Origin of the sequence: Brevundimonas sp. LM2 (genome assembly GCF_002002865.1) — a bacterium.
Classification (GTDB): domain Bacteria; phylum Pseudomonadota; class Alphaproteobacteria; order Caulobacterales; family Caulobacteraceae; genus Brevundimonas.
The window spans coordinates 3,253,343-3,272,760 of the sequence record NZ_CP019508.1; the positions used below are offsets into that span (position 1 = coordinate 3,253,343).

The 19,418-nt window shown below is 68.2% G+C and carries 18 protein-coding genes and 1 tRNA gene; 9 read left to right on the forward strand and 10 right to left on the reverse strand.

Annotation, left to right across the window (positions count from 1 at the left end; translation table 11 throughout):
* The first annotated feature begins 99 nt into the window (after positions 1 to 99).
* Positions 100 to 1,302, forward strand: coding sequence for an acetyl-CoA C-acyltransferase (locus tag BZG35_RS16070; RefSeq protein WP_077357193.1), 1,203 nt, complete (start codon positions 100 to 102; stop codon positions 1,300 to 1,302).
* On the opposite strand, the gene BZG35_RS16075 is transcribed toward BZG35_RS16070, so the two are convergent.
* Positions 1,296 to 1,997: a YafY family protein gene (locus BZG35_RS16075; RefSeq protein WP_077357195.1), complete on the reverse strand. Its 702-nt coding sequence runs from the start codon at positions 1,995 to 1,997 to the stop codon at positions 1,296 to 1,298. The two genes, BZG35_RS16070 and BZG35_RS16075, sit on opposite strands and share 7 nt — an antisense overlap.
* Positions 1,998 to 2,099: 102 nt before the next feature.
* Here BZG35_RS16075 and BZG35_RS16080 point away from each other — a divergent pair, with 102 nt between their 5' ends.
* Positions 2,100 to 2,708: a glutathione S-transferase family protein gene (locus tag BZG35_RS16080; RefSeq protein ID WP_077357197.1), complete on the forward strand. Its 609-nt coding sequence runs from the start codon at positions 2,100 to 2,102 to the stop codon at positions 2,706 to 2,708.
* A 6-nt stretch (positions 2,709 to 2,714) separates the two neighbouring features.
* On the opposite strand, the gene BZG35_RS16085 is transcribed toward BZG35_RS16080, so the two are convergent.
* From BZG35_RS16085 to otsB, 3 genes are read right to left on the reverse strand one after another with little or no spacing between them, the layout of a single operon-like run.
* Positions 2,715 to 4,142: a trehalose-6-phosphate synthase gene (locus BZG35_RS16085; RefSeq protein WP_077357199.1), complete on the reverse strand. Its 1,428-nt coding sequence runs from the start codon at positions 4,140 to 4,142 to the stop codon at positions 2,715 to 2,717.
* On the reverse strand, positions 4,139 to 5,941 hold the full coding sequence (locus tag BZG35_RS16090; RefSeq protein WP_077357201.1) for a glycoside hydrolase family 15 protein: 1,803 nt from the start codon (positions 5,939 to 5,941) through the stop codon (positions 4,139 to 4,141). The genes BZG35_RS16085 and BZG35_RS16090 overlap by 4 nt, the downstream gene beginning before the upstream one ends.
* A complete protein-coding gene (otsB, locus tag BZG35_RS16095) occupies positions 5,938 to 6,705 on the reverse strand; it encodes a trehalose-phosphatase (RefSeq protein ID WP_077357203.1) in 768 nt (255 codons plus the stop codon). Before otsB ends, BZG35_RS16090 begins: the two co-directional genes overlap by 4 nt.
* A 111-nt stretch (positions 6,706 to 6,816) precedes the next feature.
* Between otsB and BZG35_RS16100 the strand changes: the two genes are divergently transcribed.
* A complete protein-coding gene (locus BZG35_RS16100) occupies positions 6,817 to 7,827 on the forward strand; it encodes an SIS domain-containing protein (protein WP_077357205.1) in 1,011 nt (336 codons plus the stop codon).
* Between the two features lie 170 nt (positions 7,828 to 7,997).
* Positions 7,998 to 9,314 (forward strand): glycosyltransferase family 1 protein, encoded by a 1,317-nt coding sequence (locus BZG35_RS16105; protein WP_077358215.1) that lies wholly within the window; start codon positions 7,998 to 8,000, stop codon positions 9,312 to 9,314.
* A 4-nt stretch (positions 9,315 to 9,318) separates the two neighbouring features.
* Here BZG35_RS16105 and BZG35_RS16110 read toward each other — a convergent pair whose 3' ends face one another.
* Together BZG35_RS16110 and ppa are read right to left on the reverse strand one after the other, a co-directional pair.
* Positions 9,319 to 10,320, reverse strand: a complete 1,002-nt coding sequence (locus tag BZG35_RS16110) for an LLM class flavin-dependent oxidoreductase (RefSeq protein ID WP_077357207.1) — start codon at positions 10,318 to 10,320, stop codon at positions 9,319 to 9,321.
* A gap of 34 nt (positions 10,321 to 10,354) precedes the next feature.
* Positions 10,355 to 10,924 (reverse strand): inorganic diphosphatase, encoded by a 570-nt coding sequence (gene ppa, locus BZG35_RS16115; protein WP_077357209.1) that lies wholly within the window; start codon positions 10,922 to 10,924, stop codon positions 10,355 to 10,357.
* A 105-nt stretch (positions 10,925 to 11,029) separates the two neighbouring features.
* Here ppa and BZG35_RS16120 point away from each other — a divergent pair, with 105 nt between their 5' ends.
* Positions 11,030 to 11,731 (forward strand): DUF599 domain-containing protein, encoded by a 702-nt coding sequence (locus BZG35_RS16120; RefSeq protein WP_077357211.1) that lies wholly within the window; start codon positions 11,030 to 11,032, stop codon positions 11,729 to 11,731.
* A 254-nt stretch (positions 11,732 to 11,985) separates the two neighbouring features.
* On the opposite strand, the gene BZG35_RS16125 is transcribed toward BZG35_RS16120, so the two are convergent.
* A complete protein-coding gene (locus tag BZG35_RS16125) occupies positions 11,986 to 12,930 on the reverse strand; it encodes an N-formylglutamate amidohydrolase (protein ID WP_253189204.1) in 945 nt (314 codons plus the stop codon).
* A 57-nt stretch (positions 12,931 to 12,987) separates the two neighbouring features.
* Here BZG35_RS16125 and cpdR point away from each other — a divergent pair, with 57 nt between their 5' ends.
* On the forward strand, positions 12,988 to 13,347 hold the full coding sequence (gene cpdR / locus BZG35_RS16130) for a cell cycle two-component system response regulator CpdR (RefSeq protein ID WP_077357213.1): 360 nt from the start codon (positions 12,988 to 12,990) through the stop codon (positions 13,345 to 13,347).
* A gap of 243 nt (positions 13,348 to 13,590) precedes the next feature.
* Positions 13,591 to 13,665 (forward strand) — tRNA-Val (locus BZG35_RS16135).
* A 43-nt stretch (positions 13,666 to 13,708) separates the two neighbouring features.
* Here BZG35_RS16135 and BZG35_RS16140 read toward each other — a convergent pair.
* The gene (locus tag BZG35_RS16140) at positions 13,709 to 14,512 is read right to left on the reverse strand and encodes a tryptophan 2,3-dioxygenase (RefSeq protein WP_077357215.1); all 804 of its coding nucleotides are present in this window, start codon (positions 14,510 to 14,512) and stop codon (positions 13,709 to 13,711) included.
* A 70-nt stretch (positions 14,513 to 14,582) separates the two neighbouring features.
* A complete protein-coding gene (locus BZG35_RS16145; RefSeq protein ID WP_077357217.1) occupies positions 14,583 to 15,644 on the reverse strand; it encodes an SDR family oxidoreductase in 1,062 nt (353 codons plus the stop codon).
* Positions 15,645 to 15,818: 174 nt separating this feature from the next.
* Here BZG35_RS16145 and BZG35_RS16150 point away from each other — a divergent pair, with 174 nt between their 5' ends.
* Positions 15,819 to 16,220 (forward strand): STAS/SEC14 domain-containing protein, encoded by a 402-nt coding sequence (locus BZG35_RS16150; protein ID WP_171981986.1) that lies wholly within the window; start codon positions 15,819 to 15,821, stop codon positions 16,218 to 16,220.
* Here the strand turns inward: BZG35_RS16150 and BZG35_RS16155 are convergent.
* On the reverse strand, positions 16,217 to 17,386 hold the full coding sequence (locus BZG35_RS16155; RefSeq protein ID WP_077357221.1) for an alpha/beta fold hydrolase: 1,170 nt from the start codon (positions 17,384 to 17,386) through the stop codon (positions 16,217 to 16,219). The genes BZG35_RS16150 and BZG35_RS16155 overlap by 4 nt on opposite strands.
* Before the next feature lie 338 nt (positions 17,387 to 17,724).
* Between BZG35_RS16155 and BZG35_RS16160 the strand changes: the two genes are divergently transcribed.
* Entirely contained in the window at positions 17,725 to 19,398 is a 1,674-nt protein-coding gene (locus BZG35_RS16160) for an MFS transporter (RefSeq protein WP_077357223.1), read from the forward strand.
* Positions 19,399 to 19,418: the final 20 nt, after the last annotated feature.

Below are 19,418 nucleotides of genomic sequence, written 5' to 3' on the forward strand. Positions count from 1 at the left end.
CCCAACGGCAAGCGCCTAGCGTTCGTCCAGAGGAAACCGCGCTGAAGCCAAGAGGCACCGCCCACCGAGCGATAGCGCCCCAGAACAAGGAAGCCCGCCATGCGTGAAGCCGTCATCGTTTCCACCGCCCGCACCCCGATCGGCCGCGCCTATCGCGGGGCCTTCAACGACACCGCCCCCCAGCAACTGGGCGCCCATGCGGTGAAGCATGCCGTGGCGCGGGCGGGCGTCGATCCGGCCGAGATCGAGGATGTGGTCCTGGGCGCGGCGCTGCAGCAGGGCGGGACCGGCACCAATGTGGCGCGCCAGATCGTGCTCGCGGCTGGCCTGCCCTCCTCCGTCCCCGGAATGACGATCGACCGCCAGTGCGCCTCCGGCCTGATGGGCATCGCCACGGCCGCGAAACAGGTGATCTTCGACCAGCAGAAGATGGCGGTCGGCGGCGGGCTGGAGTCGATCTCCCTGGTCCAGAACCAGCATATGAACCTGTACCGGATGAAGGACGAGGCGCTGCTGAAGCTCGCCCCGCACATCTATATGTCGATGCTGGAGACGGCCGAGGTGGTGTCGCGCCGCTACGGGATTTCGCGCGACCGCCAGGACGAATACGCCCTGCAGTCTCAGCAGCGCACGGCCCAGGCCCAGGCGGACGGGCGGCTGGACGCCGAGATCGTGCCGATGACCACGACCATGCTGGTGGCGGACAAGGCCACAGGGCAGACGTCGTCGAAAGAGGTCACGCTGTCGAAGGACGAAGGGAACCGGCCCGAGACGACGCTGGAGGGGCTGAAGGGTCTGAAGCCGGTGTTCGGCGGCGGCGAGGAGATCCAGCAGGGCGCGTTCATCACCGCCGGCAACGCCTCCCAGCTATCCGACGGGGCCTCTGCTTCGGTGGTCATGGAGGCGGGCGAGGCGGTGAAGCGCAATCTGACCCCGCTGGGAGCCTATCGCGGCATGGCCGTGGCGGGCTGCGAGCCGGACGAGATGGGCATCGGCCCGGTCTATGCCGTGCCCAAGCTGTTGAAGCGCCACGGCCTGACCGTCGACGACATCGGCATCTGGGAGCTGAACGAGGCCTTCGCGGTTCAGGTTCTGTACTGCGCCGACACCCTGGGCATTCCCATGGACCGGCTGAACGTGTCGGGCGGGGCCATCTCGATCGGCCACCCCTACGGCATGTCGGGGGCCCGGATGACCGGCCACGTCCTGATCGAGGGCAAGCGGCGCGGGGCCAAGTACGGGGTCGTCACCATGTGCGTCGGCGGCGGAATGGGGGCTGCGGGCCTGTTCGAGATCTACTGATCCAGCGCGCCGTACCGGGTCCGCAGGTGCGCCCGCCAGCGGGCGCGCAGGGCGGCGGGGCGGGCCGGGTAGCGGTCGTCCAGCACCTCGGCGGTCAGCACCCGATCGGTCCGGAACATGCGGAAGTCGTCGCGGGTCTCGCACCAGGCGACGACGAGCCGCGTGGTGTCGAGATAGGCGACCTGAAAAGGCCAGACGATGCGCCGGGTCTCGGCCTCGCGTTCGTCGCGGTAGTGCAGAGACACCTTGCGCGCGGCATGGATGGCACCGCGCATGGCGGCCATATCCAGAATGTCCGGCACCACCTTCCAGCCGCCGAAGCTGGACAGGGCCGGCTCCAGCACCACCGGCCGCAGCCGTTCGGGCACGGTGGCGGCGATCTTGGCGATCAGGTCGCGGGCGGCGCGGGCCAGGGCCGGGTCGCCCCGTCCCGCCACCCACTGGGCCCCCAGAACCGCCGCCTCGATCTCGTCCGAGGTCAGCATCAGCGGCGGCATGTCGAAGCCCGATTCGAGCACGTAGCCGATGCCCGCCTCGCCGCGGATCGGCACACGCTGGGCCATCAGGGCCGCGATGTCGCGATAGACGCTGCGCTTTGAGGTCTCCAACTCGGTCGCGATGGCGTCGGCCGTGACCGGCTGCGCACTGCGGCGCAGCAGCTGGACGATCTGGAACAAGCGGTCGGCGCGTCTCATGTCTGCTCCCTACCGGGCGACTGCTGACAGCATGCTGGCAGCAGGGTGGCGGTAGTCAATCTCCACGGGCCGACGCGGTTGTCGGCTGAGGAGGGAAAGATCATGCTGACGCTGTATCATGCGCCGCAGTCGCGCTCGTCGCGTCTGGTCTGGCTGGTCGAGGAGTTGGGGGCCGACGTCCGGATCGCGTATTGCGACATCCGCCGCAGGGACGGCACCGGGGCGGCCGATCCGACGAATCCGCATCCCGACGGCAAGGTTCCCGCGCTGGTCCACAACGGGGCCTTGATCACGGAGTCGGCTGCGGTCGCCCTGTATCTGACCGGGCTGCACCCGGAGGCCGGGCTGGGCTTTGAACCGACGTCGCCGCAGCAGGGTCCCCTGCTGACCTGGATCTGCTGGGCGGCGGGCGAGATGGAGCCGGCGATGTGGGGCAAGATCACCGGGGCGACCGAGGCGGATTCTCATGCGCGGGATCGCTATGACGCGGCCATGGCCCGCATCCTGGAGGCCCTGTGGGTCGGACCCTGGCTGATGGGCGACCGGTTCACCGTGGCCGACGTGCTGATCGGCGCGTCCCTGGGGTGGGGCCGCGAGCATCTGCCGGACAGTCCGCTGATCGACGCCTATTTAACGCGGATCCAGGCGCGGCCCGCGCACCAGCGGGCGATGGGGCGCGACGGTGCCCTCGGCAGCCAGCAGGCCGCCTGATCCGGGTTACGCCGCGTCGGCCCGATCATGATCGAACGGGGCGGCGTCATCGCCTGTGATCTCGACATCGTTCAAGGTGCCGACGAAGTCGTCGCGCCAGATCCCGACGTCGGTGTCGCGGACCACCTGCATCAGGGACTCCCACTTCCGAACACGCTCCTCGAGCGGCATGGTCAGGGCCTTCTGGATGGCGTCGGACAGCTCCTCGCGGCTGAACGGATTGACCAGCAGGGCCTCGCCCATCTGCTCGGCCGCCCCGGCGAACCGGGAGAGGATCAGCACACCCGGATCGTCCGGGTTCTGGGCCGCCACGAACTCCTTGGCCACCAGGTTCATCCCGTCGCGCAGCGGCGTCACCAGACAGACCCGGGCGGCGCGATAGATTCCGGCCAGCTGGTCGCGGCGATAGCTGCGGTTGAGATAGCGGATCGGCTGCCAGTCCATGTCGGCGTATTCGCCGTTGATCCGTCCGGCCAGGGCGTCGAGGCGGGCGCGGATGTCCTGATAGGTGTCGACGTCGTCACGCGAGATCGGCGTCACCTGCACCAGGAAGACGTCGCCCCGCATGTCGGCGTTGTCGTGCAGGAACTGCTCGTAGCCGAGCATGCGTTCCTCCAGACCCTTGGAGTAGTCGAGCCGGTCGACGCCGACCATCATGGAGCGGAAGGCGGACGACGCCGCCATGCGGTCATAGGTGCGCGTTCCCTCGCGCGAATTGCGGGCGTCGATGAAGCCCTCCACGTCGATCCCGATGGGGAAGACGCCGACGCGAACCCGACGACCGAAGGCCTCGAGCCCCCCGTAGCCCGCCAGCTCTCCCCTCGCCTCGGAGATCACATAGTCGCGGAACAGGTCGAGCCATTCCTGGGTCTGGAAGCCGATCAGGTCGTAGGCGAACAGGCTTTCGACCAGCCGCCGGTGATGCGGCAGGGTGACCAGCAGCTGACGCACCGGCCAGGGCGTGTGCAGGAAGAAGCCGATCCGGTTCTTGATCCCCAGGCGGCGCAGGTCCCGCGCCATCGGGATCAGGTGGTAGTCGTGGATCCACAGGACGTCGTCCGGCTGGATCAGCGGGGCCAGGACCTCGGCGAAGCGGCGATTGACCCGTTCATAGCCCTCGCCATAGGACCGCTCGTACGCCGTCAGATCGACCCGATGATGGAACAGCGGCCACAGCGTCTTGTTGGCGTAGCCGTTGTAGTATTCCTCGACATCCTGCGCTTCCAGATCGACCAGGGCGACGGTCACCCCGGCCCGGTCCTCGTATTTCAGGTCGCCCGTGAAATGCTCGACCGTTTCTCCGGACCAGCCGAACCACAGGCCGTCGTATTTCTTCAGGGCGGCCGACAGGGCCATGGCCAGGCCCCCGGCGGAGCCCGCCGCCGGATCGACCGGGGCGGAGACGCGGTTGGAGACGACGATCAGGCGGCTCATCGCACGTCCGTCCAGGAGCGGCTGAGCAGCACCGCACAGTTGATGATGCCCACCAGGGAATAGGTCTGCGGGTAGTTGCCCCACAGTTCGTCGTCGCCGAGCGAAATGTCCTCGCTCAACAATCCGGCATGGGTCCGACGGCTCAGCATCTGATCGAAGATCTCGCGCGCTTCCTCGGTCCTGCCGTTCAGGTGCAGGGCCTCGATGAACCAGAACGTACAAAAGTTGAATGCGGTTTCCGGCTCGCCGAAATCGTCCGGTTCGACGTAGCGGAACAGGTAGGGCCCCTTCTTCAGGTCCCGCTCGATGGCATCGAAGGTCGCCACCTGGCGCGGATCGGCGGGGTCGAGGAAGCCCAGATCCACCAGTTGCAGCAGGGAGGCGTCCAGCTCCTGGCCGCCGAAGCTGGCCCCGAAACGGCCCTCCTCGGGGATGAAGGCCTCGGCTTCGATCCGGGCACGGATGATCGCGGCCCGCTCGGTCCAGACGGCCACGCGGTCTTGCAGACCCAGCCTGTCCGCCGCCTTGGCCAGACGATCGCAGGCGGCCCAGCACATCACCGAGGAATAGGTGTGGACGCGGGCAATCGTGCGGAACTCCCACAGGCCCGCGTCGACCTGGTCGTGCATGGCGAATGCCCGCTCGCCGACCTTCTCGAGCGAGTAGAAGTCGTCGATCGTGCCGGGGCGCAACAGGCGGCTGTCGTAGAAGCTCTGGACCAGGGGCAGGACGATCTGGCCATAGACGTCGTGCTGAAGGTGCTCGCGCGCCTGGTTGCCGACGCGCACCGGTTCCATGCCGCGGTAGCCGGCGACGGAAGTGACGATGCGCTCGTCGATATCCTCTTCCAGCCCCACGCCGTAGACCGGCTGAACGTGGCCGCCGGCGGACTGGTCGACCAGGTTGCGCAGATAAACGAGGTAGTTCTCGAGGATGTCGACCGCGCCCAGGCGGTTCAGGGCGCGCACGGTATAATAGGCGTCGCGGACCCAGCAGTAGCGGTAGTCCCAGTTGCGGCCGCTTTCGGGGAACTCCGGCACCGAAGTGGTCATGGCCGCGACGATGGCCCCGGTCTCCTCATAGACGCACAGCTTCAGGGTGATGGCCGCGCGGATGACCGCGTCCTGATAGTCCAGCGGCAGGTAGAGGGTCCGGACCCAGTCGCGCCAATAGGCGACGGTCCGTTCCAGCGTCGCGCCGATGCCGGGGCCGACCTCCTGATCGTAGCCCTCGTCCGGGCCGAGGAAGAAATGCAGCGGCGACTCCAGCCGGAAGGTCCGCTCCTCCAGCACGTGCGACACCGGGCAATCGGTCGTCAGCCGCAGGGTGATGTCCGTGCACAGATAACGGATGTGATTGGAACCGGACGTCACCTCGGCCCGCCGGCCGCCCCAGTCGGCGGACGGTCGCAGACGGACGCGGATGCGCGGCGTGCCCGCGAGCGGCCGCACGATGCGGGCGAAGGCCAGGGGGCGGTAGGTGCGGGCGTGTTTGGCGTGGCGGGGGGCGAAGTCGATGATCTCGACCGAGGCGCCGTCCGCGGCCGTTAGCACGGTCCGCAGCACCGGCGTGTTGCGGACATAGGCCTGTTCGACCGACGCGAGGTCCTCGAGTTCGATGCCCCAGAAACCGTGTTCGGGTGCGTCGCCGTCCATCAGGGCGGAGAAGACCGGGTCGCCGTCGACGCGGGGCGCGCAGGCCCAGACGAAGCAGCCCTGGCGGTCGATCAGGGCGGAGATGGCGCAGTTGCCGATCGGGGCGAGGTCCAGCGACGGACGGGGTGGGGTCAGGGATGTCATGCGGCTTGCCCCTCCAGGGCCAGGGCTTCGAGCCAGGTCAGGACGTCGGCCACGTCCGGCAGGCCGTGGCGGGCCGCCGTCTCGCGCGGGTCGCCGACCAGAATACCGAATCCGCCCAGGGCCTCGGCGGCGCGAAAGCCCGCCTCGTCGGTCAGGTCGTCGCCGACCATGATCGGCATGGCCCCGAGGAACGGCGGCTCGGCCATGAAGGCCGCGACGGCGGTCCCCTTGTCGGCCCCGGGGGTCTTCAGCTCGACCACCAGCTTGCCCGGCTGGGCCACCAGTCCGGTCCGTTCGGCGAGGGCATGGGCCAGGGCCAGGGCCTCGGCCTCCACCCCGGGCTTTGCGCGATAGTGCAGGCCGGCCGAGACGGTCTTGTCCTCGACGACCACGCCGGGGTGCGCGGCGGCGAAGTCCCTGAACGCGGATACGGCGTCGATGACCGCCGCCGAGGGTTCGATTTCGACGATCGACCCATCGCGGCGTCGGCGCACCAGACCGTGAACCCCGGCGGCGGCCGGAGCGGCTCCGCCCGCGATCCGATCGATCTCGACGAGGGTGCGTCCGCTGACGACGGCCAGACGACCGGCTAGGGCCTGATCGAGCGCCTGCACCGCCCGGGTGCGACGGGGATCAGAAAGCACCGCGTCCGGGGTCTCGGCCAGCGGCGCGAGCACGCCGTCCAGATCGAGGAACAGGGCGACCGGCCGGCTCATGGTGACCGGCGGAAGAGACAGACGTGCGGGTGCGGCGAGAGACGGCATTCGGTCCAGACTGTGTTTGCGGGGGCAACGTCGTAAACGCGCGACTACGGTAAAGGTTGAGCCGGATCGCTGAACTTGCGTTACAGCCGCGCGCGTCGCTAAACCGTGACCATGCCACTGAACGCGCCATTTCCAGCCTCGAAACACTCCTCGCCCGAGGCCATCGGGGCCATGACCGATCACGCCCGCTCGGTGATCCAGCTGAACATCGAGGCCCTTCAGGCGCTGGAGCGGACGGTCGACGCCAGCGTCGCCCGAGCCTGCGACATCATCCTGTCCCGCCCCGGCTATGTCGTGGTGACGGGCATCGGCAAGTCGGGCCATATCGGTGGCAAGATCGCGGCCACCCTGGCCTCGACGGGCACCAACGCCTTCTTCGTGCATCCCGCCGAAATGAGCCACGGCGACCTGGGCATGCTGCGTCACGACACGACGCTGCTGGCCATCTCGAACTCGGGCGAAAGCCGCGAGCTGCGCGATCCGCTGCTGTTCTGCCACAGGAACGGGATTCCTGTGATCGGCATGACCCAGCGCGGCTCCTCCTTCCTGGCGCGCATGTCGGCCGTGGCCCTGGTCATGCCCAGCGTCGCCGAGGCGTGCCCCCAGGGGCTGGCCCCCACGACGTCCACGCTGATGACCCTGGCGCTCGGCGATGCCCTGGCCATGGTCCTGATGGAGCAGCGGGGGTTCTCGGCCGAGGCCTTCGGCATGCACCACCCGGGCGGCGCCCTGGGAATGAGCCTGCAGATCGTGCGCGAATGGATGGGCGACAACCACGCCCCGCCGCCGACGGTGGCGCTCGACGCGTCGTTCGCCGACGTCGTCGCCTCCATCACGGAAGGCCGCAAGGGGGCGGTGGCGGTGCTCGACGGGGACGGGCGCCTGGCGGGGATGATCACCGACGGCGACGTGCGGCGGGCCTTCGCCAGCGACCTGACCGACGTCAAGGCCGCCGACGTCATGAACCGCCAGCCGATCACGGTCAGCCCGGAGCAGCGGATGAGCGATGTCGTCGATCTTCTGACGGCGAACCGGATCTCGAACCTGTTCGTGGTGGAAGACGGCCGGCCCAGGGCGATCGTTCACGTCGCCGAACTGATGCAGGCGGGCTACCTCTCCTGACGGGGGCGGCCGGTTGACCGTTCCAGGTCCAGGGTCTACCCCGATCCTTCCGGTGGTCCAGACCCCGGCGGCAGTGGCAACCACGGCGAAGGGCTGGATTTGATTGAGGATCACGAGATCGTAAGCCCGCCCATGTGGGGTCCTTCGCGACCCGCCAGCCGCGCCCGATCATGACCATCTCCGTTCTGTTCGATGCGAGTCGGCTGGTCAGCCGGGCCGAGCGCACGGCCCCGACCGGGGTCGACCGCGTGTGTCTGGCCTATGCGGAGTGGCTCCTGTCGCGCCCGGACATCCTGGTTACACCGGTGCGTGGTCGACGCGATCAGCTGGTGACCCTGGAACGCGGCTGGTTCGAGGACTGCGTGCGGACCCTGCGGGCACGCTGGACGGGCGGCGCGACGGAGCGCGCCCTGACCGACGACGAGCAGCGGCTGATGGCGGCGCTGGGGACACCCGGCCGGGCCGCGGAATCGGTCATCGGCCTGCCGCCGCTGCCCAAGACGCCGGCCAAACGCCGGACCGCCAAGGTCTGGCGGTCGATGTTCGGACCCCGATGGGCGAACGACCTGCCGGCGAGCGATTTCTACATCAACGTCGGCCACACGGGCTTGGCGGACGACGCCATCCTGGCGGCGTTGGCGGAGCGGGGGATCGCCAGGATCATCATGCTCCATGACCTGATCCCCATCACCCATCCCGAGTTCTGCCGCCCCGGAGACGGCGACAAGCACCGTCAGCGGGTGCTGAGCACGGTCCGCCATGCGTCGCACGTCATCGTCAATTCCGACTATACGGCGCACGAACTGACGGCGTTCGCCGCGCGCGAAGGTCTTGTTCCCCCGCCCATCACCGCCATCCACCTGGGCCTGGAACCCAGTTTCCAGCGGGCCATGCCGCCGGTGAAGCCGGGCACCTATTTCGTGCACGTGGGGACGATCGAGGCGCGCAAGAATCTGGCCTTCCTGCTGACCCTGTGGCGCCGTCTGGCCGAGCAGATGGGCAAGGAGGCCCCGCAACTGCTGCTGGTCGGGCGATACGGTTGGGAGAACGAGGCCGTGCTCGACCACCTGCAGCGGTCGCCGCCGTTGCGCGGCCTGGTGCACCAGGCCTCCGACCTGCCGGATACCGTCCTGGCGTCGCTGATGGCGGGCGCGAAAGCGGTGCTGGCCCCGTCTTCGGTCGAGGGGTTCGACCTGCCGGCGGTGGAGGCGCGCGCCCTGGGCATCCCCCTGATCGCGTCCGACATTCCGGCGCACCGCGAACTGGTCGGCGACGCCATCCTGATCGACCCGATGGACGGCCCCGGTTGGCTGACGGCGATCCAGGACATGATGCGCGCGAGACCCGCCCTGTCGGCCTATGCGGCACCGTCGTGGGTGGACCATTTCGCCGAGCTGGCGGTCTGCCTGGGGCTCCCGGCGGATCGGGCCCAACGACCGATCGCCACCCCGGCCTGCGGCTGCTGCGAGGCTCCGCAGCCGCTCTGAGCGATCAGCTCGCGAGCGCCATCGGCCGCATGATGTCGGCCACGATCTCATAGGACCGGATCCGTGCCGCGGGATCCCAGATCTGGCTGGTCAGCATCAGTTCGTCGGCTCCGGTCTGCGCCACGAAGGCTTCGATCGCGGCCCGTACCGCGGCCGGGGCCCCGACGGCCGAACAGGCCAGGGCCTGATCGATCATCGCCCGCTCGCCCGGGTTGAGACGGTCGGCATAGCCGTCCATCGGGGGCGGCAGCTTGCCCGGCCGGCCCGAGCGGAGGTTCACGAACGCCTGCTGGACGGAGGAGAACAGGGCCTGGGCCTGTTCGTCGGTGTCGGCGGCGAAGGTGTTGAAGCCGAGCATGACGTAGGGCTTGGCCAGACGGGCGGACGGTCGGAAGGTCTCGCGATAGATACGGATCGCGGACATCAGCTCGGTCGGGGCGAAATGGCTGGCGAAGGCATAGGGCAGGCCCAGGTGGGCCGCCAACTGCGCGCCATAGGTGGACGATCCCAGGATCCAGACGGGCACAGACTGGCCTTCGCCGGGGTTGGCCCGGATGCGCTGGTCGTCATTCGCCGGCTCGAACCAGTGCATCAGCTCCATGACGTCCTGCGGGAAGTTGTCGACGTCGCCCTGCAGGGTCCGCCGCAGGGCCCGCGCGGTCGCCATGTCGGAGCCGGGCGCGCGGCCCAGGCCCAGATCGATCCGGCCGGGATACAGGGCGTTCAAGGTGCCGAACTGCTCGGCGATCACCAGGGGCGCATGGTTGGGCAGCATGATGCCGCCCGCACCGATGCGGATCGACGACGTCGCCGCCGCGACGGCCCCGATCACCACCGAGGTCGCCGCCGAGGCGATGCCCTCCATGTTGTGGTGCTCGGCCAGCCAGTACCGATTATAGCCCAGCCGCTCGGCCTGGCGCGCCAGGTCGATGGTGTTGGCCAGGGCCTGGGACACGTCCGAGCCTTGCGGCACGGGCGCGAGATCGAGAATGGAGAGCAGGGTCATCCCCGCCATATGGGGAGGACCGGGGCCGAGGCAATCAGGCGGCGCTGACGGCCTTCGACTTGCCCTTGGCCGCCATGGCGTCGTCGTGGGCGCGCATGCCCGCCGAGATCAGTTCGGCCGCTTCGCCCGCATCGCCCCAGCCCTGCACCGTGACCGACTTGCCCTTTTCCAGATCCTTGTAGCGGCTGAAGAAGTGCTCGATCTGCTCGACCAGGATGGTCGGCAGCTGCCGATAGCTGGCGATGTCGGTGTAGTAGGGGTTCAGTTTGTCGACCGGCACGGCCAGGATCTTCTCGTCGCCGCCGGCCTCGTCGATCATCTTCAGCACGCCGATCGGGCGCGAGCGGATGATGCAGCCCGGCACCACCGGGGTCGGATTCAACACGATGACGTCGCAGGGATCGCCGTCGTCCGACAGGGTGTGGGGGATGAATCCATAGTTGCCGGGATAGTACATCGAGGTGTGCAGGAACCGGTCCACGAACAGGGCACCGGAGGCCTTGTCCATTTCGTATTTGACCGGGAGACCGCCTTGCGGAATCTCGATCACCACATTGATGTCCCAGGGCGGGTTCGGGCCGACAGGGATGGCATCGAGATTCATGGGATGTCCGCTTGTGCGACTGCGAAAGAGTGGCAGGCGTGATAAGCCCTGAGACGACGCACGGCAAGCCGCGAGGCGCGACACGACAATGAGAGACGGCGAGACATGACGGCATTCGACTGGTTGGGCCTGGCGCTCTTTTTCCTGTGCTGGTTGGGATACGACCCCCTTCTGCGACTCCTGGCGCACCGCAGCGGATCGCTCAACTCCGACATGCTGACGGTCCGTCACGCCTGGATGACGGCCATGACCCATCGCGAGATCCGGTTGCTGGACAGCCAGCTGCTGGGGCATTCGATCAACTCGGGATCTTTTTTCGCCTCATCCAACCTGCTGCTGATCGCCGGTGTCGGGGGCATCCTGTTCGGCGGCGACCAGGCGCTGCAGGGCTTTACCGACGTCGGGGCGGAAGCGGTGCCGATCCAGCTGTTGGAGGCCAAGCTGGGGCTGGTCCTGTTGTGCCTGGCGCGCGGCCTGCTGGATTTCATCTGGTCGATCCGCCAGATGAACTATGCCCTGGCCCTGATCGGCGCCGCGCCGGAGGTGCATACGGAAGCCGACCGAATGGCCTTCGGCGAGGCCACGGCTCAGGTCCTGAACCCCGCGCTCGGGGCGTTCAGCCAGGGCGTGCGAGGCTATTATTTCGCCCTGGCTGCGGCGGCGTGGCTGTTTGGACCGCTCTGGCTGGCCGCGGGCGTGCTGTCGGCCTTCTCGCTGCTGGTCTGGCGTCAGTCGGCCTCTCCCGCCGCGCGGGCGATCCGGACCGCCCGACGCCTGCTGGAGGTGAATCGCGAGCGGCAAACCTGATCCTGCTGCAGTGCAGCATTCGAGTCCGGGCTCAACCGTGGCAGAATTGTGCGTCCTATGCGACAAATGTTGCCGTACAGAGATTGTTAGCGGTAACAAGGCGTGATGCCTACGACACGATCGGACCTTGACGGATTGTGCGTCGCAACCTAGATTTCTCTTCGACGCCTCCGGGCGTCTTGCCCTTCCTGGGCGTTTCCTCCCTATAGACTTTAATGCCGCGCCCTCGGGCGCGGCTTTTTTTCTGTCCGCGCCTAGACAGCCAGTTCGCGGCTGAGCGCGACGACGACGCGCGCCAGCGCCACCCTGAACCGGTCGTAGTCGCCCGACGGCTCCAGGGTGTTCTCGTTCAGATACAGGGCGCGGTTGATCTCCACCTGGAGGGCTTCGAACCCGTCGCCGGGTCGCCCCCAATGATGGGTCGCATATCCGCCCGCATAGGGGACGTTCAGCCCCACGCGCCAGCCCTGCGCCTCGAACAGGGCGCGGGCCCGACGCGTCGTCCCAGAGCGACAGGCCGCGCCGTGGCGATCGCCGAGCACGATGTCCACGCCCCTCTGGCCCCGTGTCGGCACGCCGGCCGCGCGCGACGGCATGGAGTGCCAGTCGATCAGCATGGCGGTCCCGCAGCGCGCCCGGGCGTCCTGCATCAGGCGCTCCAGGGCGGCGTGATAGGGGCCGTGCACCTGGGCGACCCGGGCCTCGGCCTCGCGCAAGGAGAGCCGCCGGTCGTAGAGATCGGTCCCGTCGCCTGCGCGCCGCGGCACGACCCCGAAGCCGGCCGCCACCTTGCCGCTGGGCGTATGGGGAACCACGTTTTCGATCAGGACCGGGTCCAGCTCGCCGGGTGCCCGGTTCAGATCCAGATAGGCGCGCGAGATCCGGGCGCTGAGGACCGGGACCCCGTGATCGGCGCCGACGGCGATCAGGCGATCGACCGCGACGTCCTCGGCACTGCGAAGCGTCGTCGCCGACAGGCCGGCGATCGCGCCCATGTCCGACGGGCGATGGCCGCCGGAGTGCGGCGAAGCGAACACGAGCCGTCCGGCACCGTCCGCCGGCCAGCGGACGTCGAAGACCTCGCCGCCCGGAAACGCGGCTTCGAACATGGATCGCGGGTCGGCTGGCATCGGCCCGGCATAGACCGTTTCCGCCGTCCGCATCCACAGCCGTCGAGTCCCCGCACCGGCGAATTTCATGGCCGGTTTACTCTTCGTCCTTTAGCTTGGCCGCCTGCATCCGGGGACTTTCAACGCATGGCGCGCATACTGCTGGCCGAGGACGACGCTTCGCTTCGAGGCTTTCTCACCCGCGCGCTCGAACGCGCCGGCCACCAGGTGGTGGATTGCGAGAATGGCGACGACGCCATCGACGCCCTGGAGGACGGACCCTACGACCTGCTGCTGACCGACATCGTCATGCCGGGCGCGGACGGCATCGAGGTCGCGCGCGTCGCGGCCGCGCGCCAGCCGGGCCTGCGCATCATGTTTATCACCGGGTTCGCCGCGGTGGCCCTGTCCGCCGCCCAGGCCAGCCCCCAGGCCAAGGTCCTGTCCAAACCCGTGCACCTGCGCGACCTGGTCAGCGAAGTCGAAAAGATGTGCGCCGCAGCGTGATGCATAAGTAGGAGCGCGATCGCTCGGCTCGCGGAGCCTCGCTGCTCGAGCGCGGGGTCCGAGGGGCGCTATCGTTCACGACGCGGTCCCTCGCTGCTTGAACGCGGGAATGACCTCCTGGTGCGAAGGCCGGACGTCGAACGGCGGTCGAACATTCGCCCCCGTTTCGCCCTTGCGGCCGTCGCATGGGCTGGGGTATAGACCCCTCCTTCCCGTTCCGGACCCGTTCGGAACCGTCTTGGCGGATGCGTAGCTCAGCGGGAGAGCACCTCGTTGACATCGAGGGGGTCACAGGTTCAATCCCTGTCGCGTCCACCATTCCTTCCCTTCCTTATCCGAGCCCGTCCGGGGTTCGCGGTCTCTACAGCCGGGTCCGCAGCGACCACAGCTCGGGGAAGCAGCGCCGCTCCAGGGTCGAGGCCAGGTAGCCGACGCCGTCGGTACCGCCGGTGCCGCGCCGGCGACCGATGATCCGCTCCACCGTCACCACATGTTTGTGCCGCCAGGTGACCAGAGCGTCGTCCAGGTCGACCAGCTTCTCGGCCAGCTGATACAGGGGCCACCATCGGGTCGTGTCGCGATAGACCTCCAGCCAGGCGGCCTCGACGGCCTCGTCGGCCTGATAGGGCTGACTGACGTCGCGCGACAGCACGGCCTCGGGCACCGGCAGCCCCGCCGCCGCCAGCTGGGTCAGGGCGTCGTCATACAGGCTGGGCGCGGCCAGGGCGGCCGACAGAGCCGCGTGGGCGTGGGGGCGGTCCTCCTGGAAGACCAGGAATTTGGGATCCTTCAGGCCCAGCATCGTCTCCAGCCGCCGGAACTGGTCGCTCTGGAAGCCGGAACTGGACCCCAGCACGCCGCGGAACTGCAGATAGTCGGCGGGCGTCATGGTGGCCAGGATATCCCAGCTCTGGGTCATGACCGCCTGGATGCGGCTGACCCGGGCCAGGCTCTTGTAGGCCGGGACCAGGTCGCCGGCCCGCACCAGGGTCTTGGCCAGGGCCACCTCATGCAGGATCTGCTTCAGCCACAGCTCCTTGGCCTGATGGATGACCACGAACAGCATCTCGTCGTGCTGGTCGCTGATCGGGTTCTGGGCCGCCAGCAGCTGGTCCAGATCCAGATAGCGGGCATAGGTCATGTCGGCGGCGGGGGTATCGGTCATGGGGCTGTATCGGCCGCCCGCCGCCGAACCTCAAGCCGGCGGGGTGGCCCGCCGGCTCGGCTCAGGACCTTCAGGGGATCAGACGCTCGGCCCGCAGCGTCGCGAACAGGTCGAAGAAGGCGTCGTCGGTCGGGGCGTAGTCGGTGAAGCCCAGCCGCCGGCTCTTGCCCATGTCGGTGACGACCTCGATCGGCCGCCCCAGGTCGGCGTCGGTGTGCCAGGGCGAGGCCAGGCGGGCCAGATCGGGCTCCACCAGCCCCTCGCGCGCGGCGATCTGGCTCCAGAGCGCGCCGTCCTCGGCTATCTGGACCTCCAGCGGCGTCACCACGCCGTCGAACGGTGCGGCCTCGACGCCGAACCACTCCGCGATCCGGCCCCACATCCATTTCCAGCGGAAGACGTCACCGTTGACGACGTTAAAGGCCTGGTTGGCCGCGCCGGGCGTGGTCGCGGCCCAGACCAGGTGTCGGGCCAGCTGGCGGGCGCTGGTCATGTCGGTCAGGCCGTTCCACTGCGCCTCGGAGCCCGGGAAAACGAACGGGCGGCCGGTCTCGCGGCACAGGGTGGCATAGACCGCCAGGGTGGTGCCCATGTTCATCGCATTGCCGACAGCCTGGCCGATGATGGTGTGCGGACGGTGGACGCTCCAGGCGAAGCCGTCGCGCTCGGCGGCGGCGAAGACCTCGTCCTCCTGGGCATAGTAGAAATTGTCGATGTCGAGCCGACCCTGCTCCTCGCGGAAGGGCGTCTGCGGCAGCGTGCCTTTTCCATAGGCCTCAAACGGGCCGAGGTAGTGTTTCAAGCCGGTCACCAAGGCGACGTGGCGCACCGAGGCCTCGGGCCGGATCGCGTCCAGGACGGTTCGCACCATGGCGGCATTGACCCGGATGTTCTCGGCCTCCGTCGCCTGACGCGCCCAGGTGGTGAAGAAGACGGCATCGGGACGGCTGCCGGTCAGCGCCGCCCGCGTCGCCTCCGGATCGTGTAGGTCGGCGACCACAGGCTCCACGCCGGCCTGCGCCGTCGGCCGCCGCGCCAGACCCAGTACCCGCCAGCCCTGGGCCTTCAACTCCGCCGCGACGGCGCTTCCCGCGATGCCGCTCGCGCCGACGACCAGGGCTGTCTTGGACATTGTCTTCTCCGTTTCGGTCTGCGCCCACAGATGGTGCACCGATCGCCCGCCGGAACGGCTGGACCGCATCAAGCTCCGTTAGACCCAACCCGTTCCCTCCGGACCGCGGATGGGGCGGAACACGGGCCGTTGCGCGGGATTGAGGACGGTGGGCATCAATCCAAGGAGCATGTGATGGCGGATCCCCTCGACCCGGCCCCCGCCTCACCGGCGATCCGGCTGAAGCACAGCGACCGGTCCGATCTGCTAATCTTCGAAATCGACGCCGAGCTGCATACGGACGACATGCGCTGGATGGGCGAACGGGTCGCGGAGCGCTTCGACGCCCAGGGCCTGATCGACATCCTGATCCTGTTCCAGCGTTTCGACGGAGCGACCGCGGGCGCCCTGGTCGAGCCGAAGGCGCTTCAGGTCGAGGCGGCATCCCTGCTTCACGTCCGGCGCTACGGCGTGGTGGGGGCCCCGGGCTGGGCCGACGCCGCGATCACCGTCGGGGGATGGATGTCCCCGATCGATTCGCGAACCTTCGACCAGGGCGAGGAAACCCAGGCCCTGGCCTGGATCAACCGCCCCTAGTGCACCGAAGCGGCTGCCGTCTGGGCCGGATAGGCATCGGGCTTGGCCAGGTCATCGGCGAACTCGGCGATGGCGGCGTTGTAGAGGTCCGCCCGCTCCAGAAAGCCCATGTGGTTGACGCCCTCGACCACCTCGAGCCGGGCGTGCGGGATCAGCCTGGCGATGGTCTGGCTGGCTTCCAGCTTCGTCACGATGTCGACGGTGCCGCCGAGGACCAGGACCGGGATCGGAATGGTCGGCAGGGCTGCGGTCGCATCCCACTCGAACATGGCCAGGTTCCCCCGCGCCAGAACGCCCGGCGGGTTGCGGATGGCCAGCAGGGTGGTGTGGTCCAGCTGGCTGCGCGTCACGAAACGCCCGAAGCCGATGCGATTGGCGACATGCGCCATGCCGCTGAGATAGCTCTGCCATCCCATCAGCCAGGCCAGGGGCTGCAGCAGCATGGTCAGGCGGAACAGAGGGATCAGCAGAGGGATCCGCAGGGCCTGAGCCAGGGGACTGAAGACGATGGTCCGCAAAGGATTGATGTGGGTCGTGTTGACCAGGACGGCCCCGATCACCTTGCCGCCCAGCAGCTCCGGATAGTCGCGGGCCACGGTCTGGATGGTCATGCCGCCGATGCTGTGGCCGACCAGGACGACCGGGCCATCGACCGACAGGATCAGGGTCCGCAGATTGGCCGCGAAGGCGCTGAGGCTGACGCCGTTGGGGGCGCCGGCCTTGGAACGCCCAACCCCGGGCAGGTCCCAGGCCATGACGGGGTAGCGCCGACCCAGCGCGGCCTTGGCATAGTTCCAGATGGTGCTGTCCATGCCCCAGCCGTGGGTCAGGATGAGCGTCGGCGCGCCCGGAACGCCGACGGATTCGACATAGAGGCTGGCCCCGTCGACGCCGTCGACGGTCCGGCCATCGGCCCGAACCGGGCGCGTCGCCACCGTGTCTCCGCGCGCGAGCAGACGCAGCACGACGAACCGGCCCAGGAACGACCAGCCCAGCAGGGCCAGGGCCGTCCACAGCTGCCAGTCCTGACGGACCAGACTGAGGGTCCCCTCCAGGTCGGCGACGATCTGTCCCTGGTACCAAGACCAGCCGAACCAGCCCGCGGCGGCCAGGACGGCCAGCGACACCAGGTTGAAGAGATAGACGAGGAGAATGATCGGGGGCATGGCTGTCCTTGGTCCGCGCGCCTGCGCGTGGCCGGGTCGGTCGGTCGAGGCGGTCCGGGGGGGGGTGCCGAGGTGGAACGGGGAGGTGGGCCGGGCGGGCCCGTTTGAAGGGCCGCTGGATGGTGGCCCCGTAACCGCCCCTGCGACCCTTTGTTCCACCCTATCGGACTGTGTTCGCTGGCGAACTTTCCCAACAAGCCGACGGGGTCCAACGCGGCGTCCTTCGACCAAAGTCGCTCTCTCCAAGCCCGCGCTTGGCTGACACAGTCGGCTTGACGTCCGCCGTCGGCGGGGCCGTCGCAGAACAGCCGAAAACGGCGAGCTTGGGAGGCTACCAAATGACAGACAGCACCATCGGTGCGCCAGGCGATGGAACGGAGACCGTCGGCAAGAATGACAAGCTGGTCATTCTGGCCTCCTCGGTCGGCACCGTGATCGAATGGTACGACTTCTATCTGTACGGATCGCTCGCCGCGATCATCTCGGCCCAGTTCTTCTCCGGCGTGAACGAGACCACGGGCTTCATCTTCGCCCTGATGGCGTTCGCGGCGGGCTTCGCCGTTCGCCCCTTCGGTGCGATCTTCTTCGGACGGCTGGGCGACCTGTGGGGGCGCAAGAACACCTTCCTGGTCACCATGCTGCTGATGGGTCTGTCGACCTTCGTGGTCGGGCTGCTGCCCTCATACGCGGCCATCGGCATCGCGGCCCCGATCATCCTGGTGGTGATGCGGCTCGTGCAGGGTCTGGCCCTGGGCGGCGAATACGGCGGCGCGGCCACCTATGTCGCCGAGCACGCGCCGCGCGGGAAACGCGGCTTCTACACCTCGTTCATCCAGATCACCGCGACCGCCGGCCTGATGCTCAGCCTGGTCGTGATCCTGGGGGTGCGCACCGCCGTGGGCGAGGAAGCCTTCGCGGACTGGGGCTGGCGAATTCCGTTCCTGCTGTCGATCCTGATGCTGGCGGTCTCGCTGTGGATTCGTCTGAAGCTGGCCGAGAGCCCGTCGTTCAAGAAGATGAAGGCCGAGGGCAAGGGCTCCGCGACGCCGCTGAAGGACTCCTTCGGCAAGTGGCCGAACCTCAAGCTGGTGCTGATCGCCCTGGTCGGTCTGGCGGCGGGCCAGGCGGTGGTCTGGTACACCGGCCAGTTCTACGCCCTGTTCTTCCTGGAGCGGGTGATGAAGGTCGACGGGCCTTTGGCGAACATCCTGATCGCCGTCGCCCTGCTGCTGGCCACGCCCTTCTTCGTCTTCTTCGGCTGGCTGTCGGACAAGGTCGGGCGCAAGCCCATCATCCTGACCGGCTGTCTGCTGGCGGCCCTGACCTATTTCCCGCTGTTCCAGGCCCTGACCACCGCGGCCAACCCGCGGCTGGCCGAGGCCACGGCGTCGGCGCCCATCATCGTCTATGCGGATCCGGCGGACTGTAACGTTCAGTTCGATCCGATCGGCAAGACGGTGTTCAACCAGTCCTGCGACGTCGCCAAATCCTATCTGGCGCGGGCCGGGATCAACTACACCAACGTCGAGGCCCCGGCCGGAACGGTGGCCGAGGTCCGGATCGGCGATCAGGCGGTGATCCCGAGCTTCCGCGGCGACGCCCTGTCGACCGCCGACTTCACCGCCCAGAAGAAGACCTGGGACACCGCCCTGGGCGAGCAGCTGTCGGCGGTCGGCTATCCCCTGAAAGCGGATAGCGCCGAGGTGAACCGGCCGATGGTGGTGGCGATCCTGTTCATCCTGGTCCTGTACGTGACCATGGTCTACGGCCCGATCGCGGCGGCCCTGGTCGAGATGTTCCCGACCAACATCCGCTACACCTCCATGTCCCTGCCCTACCATATCGGCAACGGCTGGTTCGGTGGCTTCCTGCCGACCACGGCCTTCGCCATGGTCGCGGCCACGGGCAATATCTACTACGGCCTCTGGTATCCGATCGTGGTGGCGCTGATCACCGTGGTCGTGGGCTTCCTGTTCGTGAAGGAAGGCAAGGACGTCGATCTTAACGCCTGATCCTGCTTCGGGTCGAGAGG

Excerpts from the sequence above, each read along its gene's own strand:
- BZG35_RS16150 (WP_171981986.1), top strand. The coding sequence starts at position 15,819 with ATGGCGGATCCCCTCGACCCGGCCCCCGCCTCACCGGCGATCCGGCTG.
- BZG35_RS16080 (WP_077357197.1), top strand. The coding sequence starts at position 2,100 with ATGCTGACGCTGTATCATGCGCCGCAGTCGCGCTCGTCGCGTCTGGTC.
- BZG35_RS16105 (WP_077358215.1), top strand. The coding sequence starts at position 7,998 with ATGACCATCTCCGTTCTGTTCGATGCGAGTCGGCTGGTCAGCCGGGCC.
- BZG35_RS16120 (WP_077357211.1), top strand. The coding sequence starts at position 11,030 with ATGACGGCATTCGACTGGTTGGGCCTGGCGCTCTTTTTCCTGTGCTGG.
- BZG35_RS16145 (WP_077357217.1), bottom strand. The coding sequence starts at position 15,644 with ATGTCCAAGACAGCCCTGGTCGTCGGCGCGAGCGGCATCGCGGGAAGC.
- otsB (WP_077357203.1), bottom strand. The coding sequence starts at position 6,705 with ATGCCGTCTCTCGCCGCACCCGCACGTCTGTCTCTTCCGCCGGTCACC.
- BZG35_RS16155 (WP_077357221.1), bottom strand. The coding sequence starts at position 17,386 with ATGCCCCCGATCATTCTCCTCGTCTATCTCTTCAACCTGGTGTCGCTG.
- BZG35_RS16085 (WP_077357199.1), bottom strand. The coding sequence starts at position 4,142 with ATGAGCCGCCTGATCGTCGTCTCCAACCGCGTCTCCGCCCCGGTCGAT.
- BZG35_RS16160 (WP_077357223.1), top strand. The coding sequence starts at position 17,725 with ATGACAGACAGCACCATCGGTGCGCCAGGCGATGGAACGGAGACCGTC.
- BZG35_RS16140 (WP_077357215.1), bottom strand. The coding sequence starts at position 14,512 with ATGACCGATACCCCCGCCGCCGACATGACCTATGCCCGCTATCTGGAT.
- BZG35_RS16100 (WP_077357205.1), top strand. The coding sequence starts at position 6,817 with ATGCCACTGAACGCGCCATTTCCAGCCTCGAAACACTCCTCGCCCGAG.
- BZG35_RS16090 (WP_077357201.1), bottom strand. The coding sequence starts at position 5,941 with ATGACATCCCTGACCCCACCCCGTCCGTCGCTGGACCTCGCCCCGATC.
- BZG35_RS16110 (WP_077357207.1), bottom strand. The coding sequence starts at position 10,320 with ATGACCCTGCTCTCCATTCTCGATCTCGCGCCCGTGCCGCAAGGCTCG.
- ppa (WP_077357209.1), bottom strand. The coding sequence starts at position 10,924 with ATGAATCTCGATGCCATCCCTGTCGGCCCGAACCCGCCCTGGGACATC.
- BZG35_RS16075 (WP_077357195.1), bottom strand. The coding sequence starts at position 1,997 with ATGAGACGCGCCGACCGCTTGTTCCAGATCGTCCAGCTGCTGCGCCGC.
- BZG35_RS16070 (WP_077357193.1), top strand. The coding sequence starts at position 100 with ATGCGTGAAGCCGTCATCGTTTCCACCGCCCGCACCCCGATCGGCCGC.
- cpdR (WP_077357213.1), top strand. The coding sequence starts at position 12,988 with ATGGCGCGCATACTGCTGGCCGAGGACGACGCTTCGCTTCGAGGCTTT.
- BZG35_RS16125 (WP_253189204.1), bottom strand. The coding sequence starts at position 12,930 with ATGAAATTCGCCGGTGCGGGGACTCGACGGCTGTGGATGCGGACGGCG.